The following is a 14,169-nucleotide window of genomic DNA, read 5'->3' as shown; positions in this document are numbered from 1 at the left end:
TATTGAAAGAGCTTTTGAAGACCTGGGACAAACTTGTCACCGAACAAAGGCTGCATTCAAGAGAAGCAAGGCTGAATCAGTCTGAGAGCATGAGGACATACAAGTGCAGGAAAAAGATCAAAAGTAAGCGGAATACTTGTTTTTATCTATGTTGATGGATTACCTAAGGGCTGGTTGTACGGGAGATTTGAGATGGCGCTAAGTGGTTCGCTCGCTGATTTTTCACTGCCAGAGTTATTACAATTAGTCGACCAAGGTCATAAGACAGGTTTGCTAACTATTCAGCCCATGCTGGATAGCCTGTTAGATTTTCGAGCCTCAACTCAGTTGCAAGTCCATAAAATTTGGCTATACCAAGGCCGTATCGTTGCAGTAGAAGTTGCCAGTGAAGTGCCACCGTTGACTGATTTACTGGCTCAACGTGGTTGGATTAGTGACCGTAGTATTGAGAAGTTGGGTGCCCGTTGTGCAGTCAATTCACCTTTGGGCTTATGCCTCAAATCTCAAGGTGCTCTACAAGCGGATCAGCTAACCGCTCTGTTTAAGCTTCAGCTGCGCCAGGGAGTCTATAAGCTTTTTCAGGTACCAGATGGACGCTTCTGTTTAGAGACTTCAACTGCACTCAACTATAGCCTAATGACAGGTTTAAGCATTCGTGCAGGTGAAGCTGCTCTCAATGGCCTACGTTGGGTGCAAGACTGGGCCATGCTGGAGGCTAAGCTGCCTGCCCCCACCTCTACTTTGCGCAGTGTCGGTAAGCCCAACCTCAAACTGGAGGCATTGGAATGGCAGGTGTGGGAGTTTGCTGACAGCAGCCACACGATAGAGGCAATTGCAGCGCAACTCAATACGTCTTTAGCCAAGCTCCAACAGGCAGCTTTCCGTTTGATGGCAGTCGGACTGGTGGATGAAATTCCAACCGCGATGGCTGAACCTGTGCTCAACACCATCGAGCCCTTGCCTGCCGTTACTCCTGCTGCCCGAACCGCTGAACCTAACTCTGGTTCCCCAGCACCCAGCAATGCCTTTCTCTCTAGCTTGGTTGGCTTTCTCAAAGGAGGACGCGGCTAATGGAAATTCTGCGGATTGTCGTGACTGGGCCGGTCGGGGCAGGCAAATCTACCTTCATCCGCTCCATCAGTGAGATTGAGGTCGTTGACACCGACGAACGGGCAACTGATGAAACTGCTCAACTAAAGCGCAAAACCACAGTGGCCTTTGACTTCGGCCGGTTGAGCTTCGGTCCAGAGATGGCTCTGCATGTCTATGGAACACCTGGACAAACTCGCTTTGATTTCATGTGGGATATATTGATCCGCCGTGCCCACGCTTATGTCCTGTTGGTCGCTGCGCACCGTCCAGCTGAATTTCGGGCTGCTCGCAGTATCCTGAACTTCATGAGCCAACGAGCCAGTATTCCTCTCGTGATTGGCATGACCCACATGGATTGTGAGGGAGCTTGGTCTGCAGAAGACCTGACTCTAGCCCTAGGCTACGGCAGCGACTATCCACCAATTATCCCTGTCGATGCTAATAACAGTAGTTCAGTGAGCGAAGCTCTGGTTACTTTACTGCAACATATGATGAGTGTTCAAGTTCGGGCATAAGTTTGTTCTGAGGCATTAAATCCTTGTGCTGTATAGAACATGGCATTTGCTCCCTCACACTGCTTGTAAAGAACGGTTATAAGTTCATCACGAACAATCAGAGCGCTGTATCCTGAAGGTGGAAAATTAGAAGGCGGGAACAGGCTCCAGGTGGGCGATCCCCCTTTCCACCTCTCATCTTGTTTGCTGAATTTCACAATCAGAAACAGCATTAGAGGTTCTGCCCATTAGGATTTTCCATTGGAGGCAGCTATGACAAAGAGCATTGAGAATCTCGTTTTACCTTTGGTTAACCAAGAGATTGAAAAAGCGTTAGATACTTACCCATCCCACCCTTATCACGAAGCCTTCGCTAATCCCGACTTACGAGTTCAGTTGGCGAGTTATGTGCTTAACCGAGTGCCAGTCTGTTACGGCTTGGTGGAGCAGAGTTCTCCCCTAGAGGAGAATCGGGTGTTGGTCCCCCATCCTGTGCAGCAGCGGCTGCGCGAGGCAGTACACGATGGCATTCAATGTATCTTGGAGCGCAACTGTGAGTGGGTCAGTAACCACATTCCCCACAAGTTTAAAGCTGAAGCGGTTCCTTCAAGCTGGTTTGGCTAAACCGGCATAACAGCCGAACCAACAGCTAAACCAACAACAAAGCTGCTGAGCCACGGGGTTGAGAAGGGTTCCTGCTTTAGAGTCCCTATGGCTCTGTCCCCAGCAGCAAGGCTGCGCAGCTTTGTCAGCTCAATAAACTTACTTGGTCAACCCTGAAGGCTTAATAAACCGTGAAGGACTCGACTACACGACCTAATAACTCCTGAATCTTGGGCCAGCGACGCTCTAAGGTGGAGGCGCTGAACGTAAACAGCTTGCCTCGGCTAGTGACAACACTTACCAGTTCGTGGCGTTGTTGGCCACGAGCGTTGACTGCATATTCCAACACATAGTAGTCATGGTTGCCGTTGGTGTGCTGACGGGCACTGATCAGCTCTGCCTGGCGATCTGAACCAGGAGGCGCGATGACTTTCTGAGACATGCGTTGGCCAACATCTGTAGGACTGCCCAAGTCACTTAGGCTGGCCTGTGGGTCGCTCAAATCGCCGATGACGACACTGACGTTCTCAGTCTGCTCAATGAAGTCTCGAAACAGAACATCAGGGCCATTAGCAAGTTGGGTTTGCACCCAACCTAGGGGGTATAGAAACTCATAGCCGTCCTGGCCATCCACAAAGGAGTTCAGGCCAGCAGTGGCCTGAGTCACACAGCTGCTCAGGGTCAAAGCCAGGGTCAATAGGACTAACAAACGTTTGAACATGACAGGCTCCCTTGGCCCCCTAGGGTGTTGTGTAATATACAGCTTTTATCTTCTCACCTTGCCTGCGTTGCTAGAGTTTGAAGAAGCGGCAATGTTCAGTGCGGAGATTCAGTGCATGTTTTTGGTGACAGGAGCAACCGGTGGTCTAGGTCGCCGAATTGTGCGGCAACTACGCGAACAAAATCTGCCAGTTCGCGCTTTCGTACGCCTCAACGCCCGATATAGCGAGTTAGAGCAACGGGGCGCTGAGATTTTTGTGGGCAATTTATTGAACGATCGCGATATTGAGAAGGCCTGTCGTGGGGTCCGGGTTGTGATTAGTGCCCACGGTGCCAACGCGACTGGCGAAGGGGACGCACAATCGATTGACTACCGCGCCAACATTGAACTCATCGATCAGGCCAAGGCCCAAGGCGCTGAGCATTTTGTATTTACATCGGTGCTGGGCGCTGATCGGGGCTATGAAGATGCTCCGGTCTTTAAGGCAAAGCGGGAAGTAGAGAAGTACCTGCAACAGCAGGCCGATGGTTTGGGCTACACGATCTTGCGTCCCTCCGGCTTTGCCTCCAATCTTTTGCCCTTGGCCGAACGCTTTCGACAGACAGGCATCTATCTGTTGATCGGGGAGCCGCAGAATCGCACTTCAATTGTCTCAACTGATGACCTGGCTCGCATAGCAGTTGCTTCGGCCTCGCTGGATGCTGCCCGCAACCGAGTTTTCAATATCGGTGGACCGGAGGCCCTCAGCCGTGACCAAATTCCCAAAATTTTTGGCCGCATTTTTAACCGAGAACCAATCATCATCAACCCACCACTGCTACTGTTCGATGGTTTGCGGGGTGCTGTGGGGTTGGTGAGCCCTAGCGTAAGTGAATCGTTAGGCACACTGCGAGCCCTGCTCGCTAATGAGTATCTGGTTACACCTGCTGAAGTAGCTCTGCTAGAAACAACCTTTGGCTTCCAGCCGGAGAGCCTAGAGCATTTTCTACGGCGGTGCTTAGGAATTTAGACAGCAGGCTGAATGCGAGAGCTTTGGGCTCTCGCATTCCAGTAATCTAAGCATTAATGCAATAGGGATTAGGTGCTACCAATAGCCGAATAGCCGAATAGCCGAATAGCCGAATAGAAGTTAACTCAACCTCTATTTTTCGGGTTGTAGAAACTCGTTGCGAATAGCCTGCTGATAGGTTGCTAGATCGGGTGCAGAGGGAATCGCTTTTTGGGCAACCATAAAATCGGCTGACTCCTTGAGCACCTGTGCAAAGGCACCAGCGCTGTTGGGTGTACCCAGAAATTTGCCATCTGCCTGTTCAGAAGCATTGAGCCAGACCAATTCATTCATGACAGCTAAGCTCTCTTGCTTAGATAGGCCTAGTTGTGGCGCCAGCGTTGCCGCGGCATCTTCGGGTTTATCTCGATAGAACTGCACGGCCTCATCTAAAACCGTCACATAGCGTCTGACTGCCTCTGGATACTGGTCGGCAAACTCCTTGCGAACAATACCAACATCCGCAGTTACAATACCCTGCTCTGACAGCTTTTTCGCGGTCAGTAAAACGGTGCCGCCATCGCTGGTCATCTTGGTTAGACTCGGTTGCCAAACAAAGCCACCATCAATATCTTTGCGTTGCCAAGCTGCTAGCATGTCTGGCGGCTGCATGTCGAGAATAGTCAAAGCTGAGGCATCTAAACCTTCAGCTTTCAAAGCGGATAGCAAGCTGAAATGAGTGGTTGAGCCGAAGGGAACAGCAATCTTTTTACCTTTGACATCTTTTAAAGATTGGATGCCTGCATCTTTACGGACGACTAGGGCCTCATTATCTCCAATAACGTCATGGATGAAGTAAACCTGATAGGGCAAACCACGGGCAATTCCGGTTGAAGTTCCGGTTGAACCAATCAGACCGAAATCAATGCCACCAGAAGCCATCGCCGTATTGACATCTCGGCCTGAATCAAACTGGATCCAGGTAACTTTACTGTTAGGAAATTCCTTCTCAACAGCGCCCATTGCCTTGGCTAGAAGTTCAGCATTAGGAATGACTTGAAAGCCAACCCGAATGGCTTTGGGATCTGCTGCTGAGGGCTGCTCTGCTGCCTGTGGAGTCGCAGCCTGGTTGGTGGGGCTTGAAGAACTCCCTGCACAGGCCGAAACCGTTAAGGTCAGGCACAAGGCTAACAAACCAACGGCTTTATTGAAGCTAATTTCTGGTTTCAATATCACTTTGATCTCCTCAATCTGTAATCGATCCAAGTCAGCTGGATCCTTTAAGAGCTCGACTTATAAGTGGCCTCTAAAGCACCCTTAAGAACAGATACCAGTTGGTCTGCCTGGTCAAACGTCAGAATTAAGGGTGGTGCCAAAATCAACACGTTAGAAAAGCCAGGTACCGTATTCGTATTGCGACCTACGATGACACCATTAGTCAGACAGTGGCTAATCACTGCCGCAACTTGACCTTCGGCCAAAGGAGCTTTGGTCTGACGGTCTGACACTAGTTCAAGACCAATAAACAGTCCCTTACCGCGAATATCTCCAATCCAGGGATGGTCCAGACAAGTTTTAAGCTCATTGAGCAGGTAATTGCCCGTTTTCGCAGCTTGAGCAGTTAACTGTTCTGCAACCAAAATTTCGATGTTGCGCTCAGCAACCGCAGTAGCAACCGGATGACCACCATAGGTATTCACATGGCGAAAATGAGAGGTGCTGCCTGGTTGATCAAGGAAGGCTTCGAAGATGGGTTGTTTTACAGCCGTCGCTGATAAAGGCATATAGCCACTAGTAATGCCTTTGGCCAGTGTGATCAGATCCGGCTGCACCCCCCAGTGCTCATGCCCAAACATTTTGCCAGTGCGGCCAAACCCGTTGACAACCTCATCGAAGATCAACAGAACGCCGTAGCGGTCGCAAATGGCCCGAACTAGGGGTAAATATTCATCTGGTGGCACAATAAGGCCACCCCCTGCAACAATTGGCTCCACAATCACAGCAGCGACGCTCTGCGCGCCTTCATATTGAATGGTGCTCTCCAACGTAGTGGCACACTCGATATTGCAAGCGCCGTAGGTTTTACCAAAAGGACAACGGTAGCAATAGGGCGGCTGAATATGAATAAAGCCAGGTGCTAAAGGTTCATAACTTAGTTTGCGCTCAGCCACTGCTGTGGCACTCAGTGCTCCCATCGTATTGCCGTGGTAGCCACGGTAGCGGGAGATGATTTTGTAGCGAGGACCTGTGCTTGTAGGGCTGGCCTGAGCGTGATATTGACGGGCGATTTTAAAGGCGACTTCGTTAGCTTCAGAGCCACTATTGGAGAAAAAAACCTTTCCCTCAAAGCCTAAAAGTTCCAGTAGTTTGTGAGCCAGGCGAATGGCAGGCGGATGGCTCATGGTCAAGGGAAAGTAGGCTAATTCCAGGGTTTGCTGGTAGGCAACCTCCGCCAGTTCCTGACGCCCGTAGCCAATATTGACGCACCATAAACTAGAGATACCGTCTAAATATTCCTTCCCTTGTTCATCGGTAACATAGCAGCCAACCCCCTTGGTCATACATTTGGGGGGTTTACCGGCGAGGGCTTGATGCTGTACCAGTGGATGCCACAGACTCTCTAGATCCATCTGGGCTAAATCTACCTGGTCCGAGTAATCCTGAGCTAAATTACTCGGGACCAAACCACTTTTGATTAGATCAAGCTCGGAGGTCACTTCCTCCATAAACTCAGCTCCTTATTCTTTCGCGTCATCGTATCTGCCTTCGATTCAACTAGAAGGTATCTGAAGTTACGACAACGCCTCCTTAAGTCGAAGTCTTGATTGAAGCCTCAATTAAAGTTTTGGTTGAACTTTGGCTTAACCCAGCAGCGCCAAGGCTGACTCTTGTAAGATAAGCCCCCCTATTTCTCAGCAGCATGTACTAAGTCAGCTACTCCCTCTCGGCGGCCTACAACCCGATCAAGAACTTGCTCAACCAGGGCGGCAAACGTCGCATTGCCTCGCCGTCGAGGGCGTGGCAAGGAAACGGGCAGATCCATAGCGATTCGACCGGCTTCAATCAGAATCACTCGATCTGCCAGGGCAACGGCCTCTTCCACGTCATGGGTAATCAGTAACGTCGTAAACTGCTGTTCTTGCCACAGCGATTCAATTAACCGTTGCATTTCGATCCGGGTCAGTGCGTCTAGGGCTCCTAAAGGTTCATCTAATAGCAGCAAGCGCGGTTGACTGGCCAGGGCACGGGCTAGAGCAACCCGCTGGCGTTGACCACCCGAGAGAATAGCAGGCCACTCGCCAGCCCTATCTAAAAGACCGACTTGTTGCAGTGCATATTCAGCACTCTTTCTGCGTCCACCCGGTAGTCCTAGCTGCACGTTCTCAATTACTTGCTTCCAAGGCAGCAAACGCGCATCCTGGAACATGACGCGCACAGCTGTAGTTGTGTTCAGTCCTTTTAGGATCTCGCCATCGAGAAATACCTCGCCGTCACTCGCTGTTTCTAGCCCAGCAATCAGACGAAGCAATGTGCTTTTGCCGCAGCCGCTCCGTCCAACAATGGCGACAAACTCGCCGGGTTTAACCTCCAAATCAATGGCTTTTAAAACAGGTAGGCTGCTATATGTTTTGCTGAGATTTCGGAGGCTGAGGTGGGTACCAAAAGCAGTTGAATCCACGCGGAATGTCTCCCCAAAATTTATTTAAGTATCTTTACTTTTCCTCTAAGCCGGTCACTAAATCTAGGTTCGCTAGTGCTTAATGAACTGGCAATGGGCTGGCGATGGACTGGCACTAAGCCTGCTGATAGTTAGGGTGCCACTGTAACCAACGGGCCTCTAAAAGTTTGGCGCCGGTGTCGGCAAGTTTGCCCAGAACGGCATAGAGCAAAATGCTGAGAACGACGACATCAGTTTGCATGAATTCGCGTGCGTTCATTGCCATATAACCGATACCTGAGCCACCCGCTATAGTTTCAGCCACAATCAGCGTCAGCCACATAACCCCCAACGCATAGCGCACACCCACTAAGATCGATGGCATTGCACCTGGCAAAATAATCTGCCAGAACAAAGACCAACTGCTCAGGCCATAGATTTTACCCATCTCAATCAGACCGGAATCAACCGTGCGGATACCGTGGAAGGTATTGAGATAGATAGGGAATAAAACCCCCAGCGCCACTAGAAATATCTTGGCCTCCTCACCGATCCCAAACCACAGAATCACCAGAGGGATCAAGGCTAAGTGCGGGATGTTTCTCAACATCTGAACTGACGTGTCTAGAAACTCTTCTGCAATCCGTAAGGTGCCATTGAGTAACCCCAAGACAAAGCCAATCCCGCCGCCAATTAAAAAGCCTACAATGGCTCGCCAAGCACTGATTTCGATATGCCGTAGCAATTCGCCAGAAAGGGTTAAGCTAATCCCAGCACGCACCACTGCTGTTGGGGCCGGTAAAACTCTAGTGGAGAGCCAGCCCACTTGCACTAAGACTTGCCAAAGGAGCAACAACAAAATTGGCACTGCCCAGGGAATGAGCTGATCCAGTTGGCGCTTTACTGAGGGGCTGACTAGCCTTTGCTTGTGCCTCATGACGCTCCTCGAGCGGCCAATTGCTCTAGCTTGTCCTGCTGTGGGAAACTTTGATTGGCTACAATTTCGCCGAAGGGGCTCAGCATGGGAGTAGCCGTTGTAGTCGGCAGATTTTCGAGTGGCAGAAGGGGAAAAAGCAATTCCGCCACTCGATAGGCTTCTTCTAAGTGGGGATAGCCAGAGAGGATAAAGGTTTCAATTCCCAGTTCTGTATATTCGAGCATGCGGGCTGCCACGGTTTCAGGATCGCCCACCAAGGCAGTTCCAGCACCGCCGCGCACTAAGCCAATTCCTGCCCAGAGATTCGGGCTAATTTCTAGCGACTCGCGGTTGCCACCGTGCAACTGAGTCATGCGACGCTGGCCCTCGGAGTCTAGGCGGGCGTACACTTTTTGGGCAGCAGCGATTGTGTCATCGCTCACGTAGCGCAGCAACCGATCGGCTGCATCCCAGGCTTCCTGCTCGGTTTCACGCACAATCACATGCAACCGAATGCCAAAGCGGACAGTGCGGCCTTGTTCATCTGCAAGCTTGCGGACCTGCGCGATTTTCTCGGCCACTTGCTGCGGCGGTTCACCCCAGGTGAGATAAACGTCAATGTGCTTAGCGGCAATCTGTTGGGCAATGGTTGATGAACCGCCAAACCACAGTGGCGGGTAGGGGGTTTGCACGGGCGGAAACATTAACTTCCCGCCCTTAATTTGCAAATATTTGCCCTCGAAATCAACGTCTTCGCCGCTGACAGCCTGACGCCAGACACTCAAGAATTCGTCAGTCAATTCGTAGCGATCGTGATGGCTTAGATGTAAACCGTCACCGGCGAGTTCGACTGGATCACCACCCGTGACCACGTTGATCAGCAGACGACCGTTGGATAGGCGGTCGAAGCTTGCTGCCATCCGAGCAGCAACCAGAGGCGAAACCAAGCCTGGGCGAATGGCGACCAGAAAGCGCATGCGCTGAGTGGACGACATCAGGGAAGTTGCCACAATCCAGGCATCCTCGCAAGAGCGACCCGTGGGTAGCAAGGCACCGCTATAGCCCAAGTGATCCACAGCTTGGGCTATTTGGCGTAAGTAGTCAAAGGTCGTGGCTCGTCCACCAATGGCAGTCCCTAGGTAGCGACCGTCGCCGTGGGTTGGAATGAACCAAAAGACTTGCATGTTCCCTGCTCTCCTTGCCGACTTCGTCCTGGAATGTTTGACCTGAGATATGTGAAGCGAATTATGCTTTCGTTACGCTTTTGGCGTCCAGACCGCCTCTTGCACCGTCAGCTTTTTGGGAATCAGCCCTAGCTCAAAGAAGGTATCAGCTACCTTTTGTTGATAGGCCACCACATCCGGTTGAATCAGTTGGGCTCCATAGTTGCGGCGGCGGGCAACTTGCTCCAGGACTGGCACTTCGATTCCCAACTGGGGTGAAAGCAACTTAGCCACTTCGGTTGGCTTGTCAGCAGCCCAGGCATCAATTTTCTGAATTTCTTCAATTAATGCCTGAATCAAGTCGGCATGCTGGTCAGCAAATTTGCGTTCAGCCAGGTAAAACTCTCGATTGGCAACTAAATCTTTACCATCAGCCAAAATACGCGCTTCTGTTGCTTTCTGCGCTGCGCCAAAGAAGGGATCCCAAATCACCCAAGCATCAACTTTGCCTTGCTGAAAAGCTACCCGACCATCCGATGGAGGTAAATAAACAGGTTGAATTTCGTTGTACTTTAAACCTGCGGCAGCAAGAGCTTGAACTAACAAGTAATGCACGTTGGAGCCCTTATTAAGAGCTACTTTTTTGCCCTTGAGATCAGCTACGCTCTTGATAGGAGAATCTTTGGCGACCAAAATTGCTTCACTAGCGGGACTAGCCGGCTCATTCGCAACATAGACCAAGGGGGCCCCTGCAGCTTGCGCGAAAATGGGCGGTGCTTCGCCTGTATGGCCAAAGTCAATGCTGCCCACATTCAGAGCTTCTAGCAATTGCGGTCCACCTGGAAACTCTGTCCACTCAACAGAAACTCCCAAGGACTCTAATCGCTTTTCCAAACCCCCTTGGGCTTTGAGAATATTGACCGTGCCATATTTCTGATAGCCAACCCGAACCACACTCTTCGCCGGCGTAGCTGCAGGGGCAGAACTGCTGCTGGCAGAGTTACTCGGTGTACAGGCAGAGATTGCCAGGCTCAAACCCAAGCCCACTGCGAAAAGCAGAGAAAACACTTTAATAGAGCGCTGTTGGAAAGCTCTGAACAGTCGCTTCAGAAAGGGTTCTGGGCTACCTTGTTTTGACTGGACTAACAAAATCGTCTCCTTCAAATTTCACAAACCTGCTGAGCCTTCGGCAATCAGCTTAATTTTGCTCGACTTACCGGTGTTTATCAAATCAGACAGGAGTATTACACGAGCTAGCTCCAAAGGCAAGCTCGGTTATGACCAGCGAACCAACTCGGAGTCGCTAAGAGCAGCTGCACTCTGCACCAAGCTATTAACGCTTGATCTCAGGAGGCTTTAAGCGTGGGAAACCAAGATTCAGGCAGGGTCACATAGCACTCTTCACTCATGACTCGAACCTGAACTCGCGCTCCATGGCATTGTTAACCTCACTAGCCGCAGTGAGCAGTCATCTTGCCCATTACTCCTTGGTGCTAACTCAACACTTCTTGAAATCTACGGTAAATTGGGCGAGATACCGCTATTTTTAGAGATAAGCAGGAGTATGTCACGGATAGATTAGAAAAACAAGCCCATCCGTGTCAGATTCTTCGGGGGGTGAGCCAGCCATAGAGGAAGACCGTAAGTAGTAGAAAATACAAAAAAACTCCGTGCCATTGCTTACACACAGGGGTGCAGCAGAGGCTCCGGCGGAGAGTTTAAGCAGAAACTTAAAGCGAATTCAGATCAGAAAAAACTACTGGACTTGAGAGAACTCTCGAACTCTCCACGCAGTAGCAACTGTGCTAGAGATGGCTTTGACTAGTAATTCGCCCCACATGATGCCGATTAACTGGGCGAGCGGAAAAACACCCGCAAAGGCGAGGACATTAAACAGCAAAGTGTCGATAGGAATTGACACAGCATTAGAGCCTGCCACCCTCAGCACCCAGGAGCGTTTGAGCAACCGTTGGTACACTTCAGTATCGGCGATTTCGCTCAGCACAATCCCAGTTAGGGAGGCAAAAATAATTCGGGACGGCACCTTGAGCAGCAGCGATTCCAGTAAGCAAAGCAACGCTGTCAATGCAATCACCTGATAGACGAATCGTCTACCAGACATGTGCATTCGATCACGTTGGGTAAAGGTAACGCCAAAGATAAAAGTCCCAACAGCAACCTGCCCGAAAATTGGCAGAGGTATGAACCAGGTTGCCGTGTAATTGGCAGCTAGAACTGCAACTATGTAAATGGTAGCGTTAAGGTAACGCCGTTGATGAAGAAACATCGGAGGCATGCCTGCATCCTAGTGCAATAGTACAAACCAATAGCCCCTAGAATCGCAGATTTTTAGTAGCGCTGCCAGTAAGGCCGCCCTTTCCAAAACACACCAACCACGACTGCAGCCATACTAATTTGGTCTACACCACCGATTAGAAAAGCAGGCACGGGAATGAAAGCTCTGAGCAACAGGGCCACCAATAAACACAGGATTAGGGCCCACAAGCTACCTGTGCTCAGCACCAGTTGAGGCCAGACTCGTTCAAGCAGATATACGGCCAGCGCGCCTAAACCTAGATAGGCAGCGAAGCCCAGACACATAGCCACGATTGGTGCAGAAAACGCTTGAATGAGCAGCCAGCGCACCAGTGGAAACGTTTGAAACGCGAGACGCAAAGCGCCTTCGAGTACCAGCACACACAGCAGGGTTAGAGCAGAGCAGAGCCCTAACTCCTTCCAAGGCAGATACCGAAGGCGTTGCCAAGAGCCCACGTTAGCCTCCTGCTATGGCTGGGATAATGCTAACTTCATCGCCGTCCTTCAGGCTGGTCGCTGGGCCCTCTAGGAAGCGGATGTCCTCGCTGTTGACGTAGAAGTTGACGAAGCGACGCAGTTGTCCCTGCTCATCGCAAAGGCGTGCTTTGATGCCAGGACAATTCTGCTCTAAGGATTCTAGGAGTTCGGCAACCGTGCTGCCATTGCACTGCACGGTGGCTTGATCACGGGTGAGTTTTTGCAGGGGGGTGGGAATTAGAACGGTAACGGCCATTTCTGTCTCTTAATCTATTGGTCGAGTATCGGTCGAGGTCTACTTGTTAGGTCTATTTCCTGGATCAGCTTCCTGGACTCAGAGGCTAGATGGAGGGGTTAGAGGATAGGGGTTAAGCGCTGGACTAAACCAGAACCTGTTGCCACTCCAAACGCTCTAGGGTGCGGGAGCGCTCTAGTGCCCGCTCAAAGCTATCAAGCTTGGGCTCAATTGTTAGAGGCTCACCGACATAGCCCTGAACTGCTTCTTGGGTCTTGAGGCCGTTGCCAGTGATGTAAACCACGGTTTTTTCGTCAGGGTTAATTTTGCCCGCTTCCACCAATTTCTTGAGCACAGCAACCGTGGTGCCGCCTGCGGTTTCAGTGAAGATACCTTCGGTTTCGGCTAGCAGCTGGATACCCGCGATGATCTCAGCGTCAGTTACCGATTCAATATTGCCGTTGGTCTTGCGAGCGATGTCCATGGCGTAGACACCATCTGCCGGGTTGCCAATCGCAATCGATTTAGCGACCGTGTTGGGCTTAACCGGGGTGATGAAATCGCGGTTTTCGCGGTAGGCCTGAGCAATTGGCGAGCAACCTTCAGCCTGAGCGCCGCTGAAACGCACCGCCTTTTCTGGAACCAGGCCAACCTTAATGAATTCTTGGAAGCCTTTGTAGATCTTGGTGAACAGAGAGCCAGAAGCCAGAGGAGCCACAATGTGGTCGGGTAGTTCCCAGCCCAGTTGTTCAGCAACCTCGAAGCCCAACGTTTTGGAACCCTCAGAGTAGTAGGGGCGCAGATTAATGTTGACGAAGCCCCATTTGTGGGTGTTTGCCACTTCCGAGCACAGCCGGTTCACCTGGTCGTAGTTGCCATGAACAGCCATTACGGTCGGGCTGTAAATCAGGGTGCCCAGCACCTTACCGGCTTCCAAGTCAGAAGGAATGAAAACGCAACAGTCAAGACCAGCATGAGCGGCAAGCGCTGCGGTCGAGTTCGCCAGGTTGCCAGTGCTGGCACAAGAAACTGTCGTGAAGCCCAATTCCCGTGCTCGGGTCAGCGCCACCGACACCACCCGATCTTTGAAGCTGAGGGTGGGCATGTTGACGGCGTCGTTTTTGATATAGAGGTTCGACAGACCTAAGCGGCGGGCTAGACGGTTGGACTTCACCAGGGGGGTCATGCCTGTGCCGACATCAATTAGGTTGTCTGACTCTACAGGCAGGAAAGCCCGATAGCGCCAGATCGAATGCGGACCGGCCTGGATGCTCTCACGCGTCACCTGGCGCCGCAGCGCTTCATAGTCATAAGCCACTTCCAAAGGCCCGAAGCAGAACTCGCACACATGCATTGCCTTCAGTTCGTACTCCGCACCGCACTCCTTACATTTCAAGGCGCTGAATGTGGCAGTGGTAGAGGTTGAAAGCGTGTGGGCCATGACGTTGAGTTCCTAAAACGGGCGCTTCTAAACTTTTGGAACGATAACATGAGCTTCAAAACCCG

15 protein-coding genes are annotated in these 14,169 nt (G+C 51.2%); 4 read left to right on the top strand and 11 right to left on the bottom strand.

Going from position 1 to position 14,169, the window contains the following annotated elements; genetic code table 11:
• Nucleotides 1-192 precede the first annotated feature (192 nt).
• The 3 genes from H6F94_RS19330 to H6F94_RS19320 all read left to right on the top strand — a co-directional run bounded on the left by H6F94_RS19330 (nt 193) and on the right by H6F94_RS19320 (nt 2,210).
• The gene (locus H6F94_RS19330) at nt 193-1,071 is read left to right on the top strand and encodes a DUF4388 domain-containing protein (RefSeq protein WP_190803847.1); all 879 of its coding nucleotides are present in this window, start codon (nt 193-195) and stop codon (nt 1,069-1,071) included.
• A complete protein-coding gene (locus tag H6F94_RS19325) occupies nt 1,071-1,607 on the top strand; it encodes a GTP-binding protein (protein ID WP_190803846.1) in 537 nt (178 codons plus the stop codon). The genes H6F94_RS19330 and H6F94_RS19325 overlap by 1 nt, the downstream gene beginning before the upstream one ends.
• Before the next feature lie 252 nt (nt 1,608-1,859).
• Nucleotides 1,860-2,210 (top strand): hypothetical protein, encoded by a 351-nt coding sequence (locus tag H6F94_RS19320; RefSeq protein WP_190803845.1) that lies wholly within the window; start codon nt 1,860-1,862, stop codon nt 2,208-2,210.
• Nucleotides 2,211-2,370: 160 nt separating this feature from the next.
• Here H6F94_RS19320 and psbP read toward each other — a convergent pair whose 3' ends face one another.
• Nucleotides 2,371-2,910 carry a photosystem II reaction center PsbP gene (psbP, locus tag H6F94_RS19315; RefSeq protein WP_190803844.1) on the bottom strand — a complete coding sequence of 180 codons (540 nt, stop codon included), beginning with the start codon at nt 2,908-2,910 and terminating at the stop codon, nt 2,371-2,373.
• A gap of 58 nt (nt 2,911-2,968) precedes the next feature.
• On the opposite strand from psbP, the gene H6F94_RS19310 reads away from it, so the two are divergent.
• Nucleotides 2,969-3,919, top strand: a complete 951-nt coding sequence (locus H6F94_RS19310) for an SDR family oxidoreductase (RefSeq protein ID WP_242041264.1) — start codon at nt 2,969-2,971, stop codon at nt 3,917-3,919.
• A 132-nt stretch (nt 3,920-4,051) separates the two neighbouring features.
• Here the strand turns inward: H6F94_RS19310 and H6F94_RS19305 are convergent, their stop codons facing one another.
• From H6F94_RS19305 to thrC, 10 genes are all read right to left on the bottom strand, one after another.
• Nucleotides 4,052-5,134: a taurine ABC transporter substrate-binding protein gene (locus H6F94_RS19305; protein ID WP_313949331.1), complete on the bottom strand. Its 1,083-nt coding sequence runs from the start codon at nt 5,132-5,134 to the stop codon at nt 4,052-4,054.
• Between the two features lie 44 nt (nt 5,135-5,178).
• Entirely contained in the window at nt 5,179-6,624 is a 1,446-nt protein-coding gene (locus tag H6F94_RS19300) for an aminotransferase (protein ID WP_190803843.1), read from the bottom strand.
• A gap of 179 nt (nt 6,625-6,803) precedes the next feature.
• Nucleotides 6,804-7,577, bottom strand: coding sequence for an ATP-binding cassette domain-containing protein (locus tag H6F94_RS19295; RefSeq protein WP_190803842.1), 774 nt, complete (start codon nt 7,575-7,577; stop codon nt 6,804-6,806).
• 115 nt (nt 7,578-7,692) lie between these two features.
• Nucleotides 7,693-8,493 carry an aliphatic sulfonate ABC transporter permease SsuC gene (ssuC, locus tag H6F94_RS19290; RefSeq protein ID WP_190803841.1) on the bottom strand — a complete coding sequence of 267 codons (801 nt, stop codon included), beginning with the start codon at nt 8,491-8,493 and terminating at the stop codon, nt 7,693-7,695.
• Complete coding sequence (gene ssuD, locus H6F94_RS19285; RefSeq protein WP_190803840.1) at nt 8,490-9,656, bottom strand: FMNH2-dependent alkanesulfonate monooxygenase; 1,167 nt, start codon at nt 9,654-9,656, stop codon at nt 8,490-8,492. Before ssuD ends, ssuC begins: the two co-directional genes overlap by 4 nt.
• A gap of 72 nt (nt 9,657-9,728) precedes the next feature.
• Nucleotides 9,729-10,703 (bottom strand): sulfonate ABC transporter substrate-binding protein, encoded by a 975-nt coding sequence (locus H6F94_RS19280; RefSeq protein WP_313949330.1) that lies wholly within the window; start codon nt 10,701-10,703, stop codon nt 9,729-9,731.
• 688 nt (nt 10,704-11,391) lie between these two features.
• Complete coding sequence (locus H6F94_RS19275; protein WP_190803839.1) at nt 11,392-11,931, bottom strand: queuosine precursor transporter; 540 nt, start codon at nt 11,929-11,931, stop codon at nt 11,392-11,394.
• 53 nt (nt 11,932-11,984) lie between these two features.
• A complete protein-coding gene (locus H6F94_RS19270; RefSeq protein WP_190803838.1) occupies nt 11,985-12,407 on the bottom strand; it encodes a peptide chain release factor 1 in 423 nt (140 codons plus the stop codon).
• Nucleotide 12,408: 1 nt separating this feature from the next.
• Nucleotides 12,409-12,684 (bottom strand): MoaD/ThiS family protein, encoded by a 276-nt coding sequence (locus H6F94_RS19265; RefSeq protein WP_190803837.1) that lies wholly within the window; start codon nt 12,682-12,684, stop codon nt 12,409-12,411.
• A gap of 124 nt (nt 12,685-12,808) precedes the next feature.
• Nucleotides 12,809-14,104, bottom strand: a complete 1,296-nt coding sequence (gene thrC / locus H6F94_RS19260; RefSeq protein WP_190803836.1) for a threonine synthase — start codon at nt 14,102-14,104, stop codon at nt 12,809-12,811.
• Between the last annotated feature and the right edge of the window lie 65 nt (nt 14,105-14,169).

The sequence above is a fragment of the Leptolyngbya sp. FACHB-261 genome (assembly GCF_014696065.1).
GTDB lineage: Bacteria > Cyanobacteriota > Cyanobacteriia > FACHB-261 > FACHB-261 > FACHB-261.
The sequence above is the reverse complement of the archived record's forward strand: the minus strand, read 5'-3'. Positions and strand labels throughout refer to the sequence as shown.

Coding starts and splice junctions, on each gene's coding strand:
- H6F94_RS19320 (WP_190803845.1), top strand. CDS start 1,860: ATGACAAAGAGCATTGAGAATCTCGTTTTACCTTTGGTTAACCAAGAG.
- thrC (WP_190803836.1), bottom strand. CDS start 14,104: ATGGCCCACACGCTTTCAACCTCTACCACTGCCACATTCAGCGCCTTG.
- H6F94_RS19265 (WP_190803837.1), bottom strand. CDS start 12,684: ATGGCCGTTACCGTTCTAATTCCCACCCCCCTGCAAAAACTCACCCGT.
- ssuC (WP_190803841.1), bottom strand. CDS start 8,493: ATGAGGCACAAGCAAAGGCTAGTCAGCCCCTCAGTAAAGCGCCAACTG.
- psbP (WP_190803844.1), bottom strand. CDS start 2,910: ATGTTCAAACGTTTGTTAGTCCTATTGACCCTGGCTTTGACCCTGAGC.
- H6F94_RS19275 (WP_190803839.1), bottom strand. CDS start 11,931: ATGCCTCCGATGTTTCTTCATCAACGGCGTTACCTTAACGCTACCATT.
- H6F94_RS19325 (WP_190803846.1), top strand. CDS start 1,071: ATGGAAATTCTGCGGATTGTCGTGACTGGGCCGGTCGGGGCAGGCAAA.
- H6F94_RS19300 (WP_190803843.1), bottom strand. CDS start 6,624: ATGGAGGAAGTGACCTCCGAGCTTGATCTAATCAAAAGTGGTTTGGTC.
- ssuD (WP_190803840.1), bottom strand. CDS start 9,656: ATGCAAGTCTTTTGGTTCATTCCAACCCACGGCGACGGTCGCTACCTA.
- H6F94_RS19330 (WP_190803847.1), top strand. CDS start 193: ATGGCGCTAAGTGGTTCGCTCGCTGATTTTTCACTGCCAGAGTTATTA.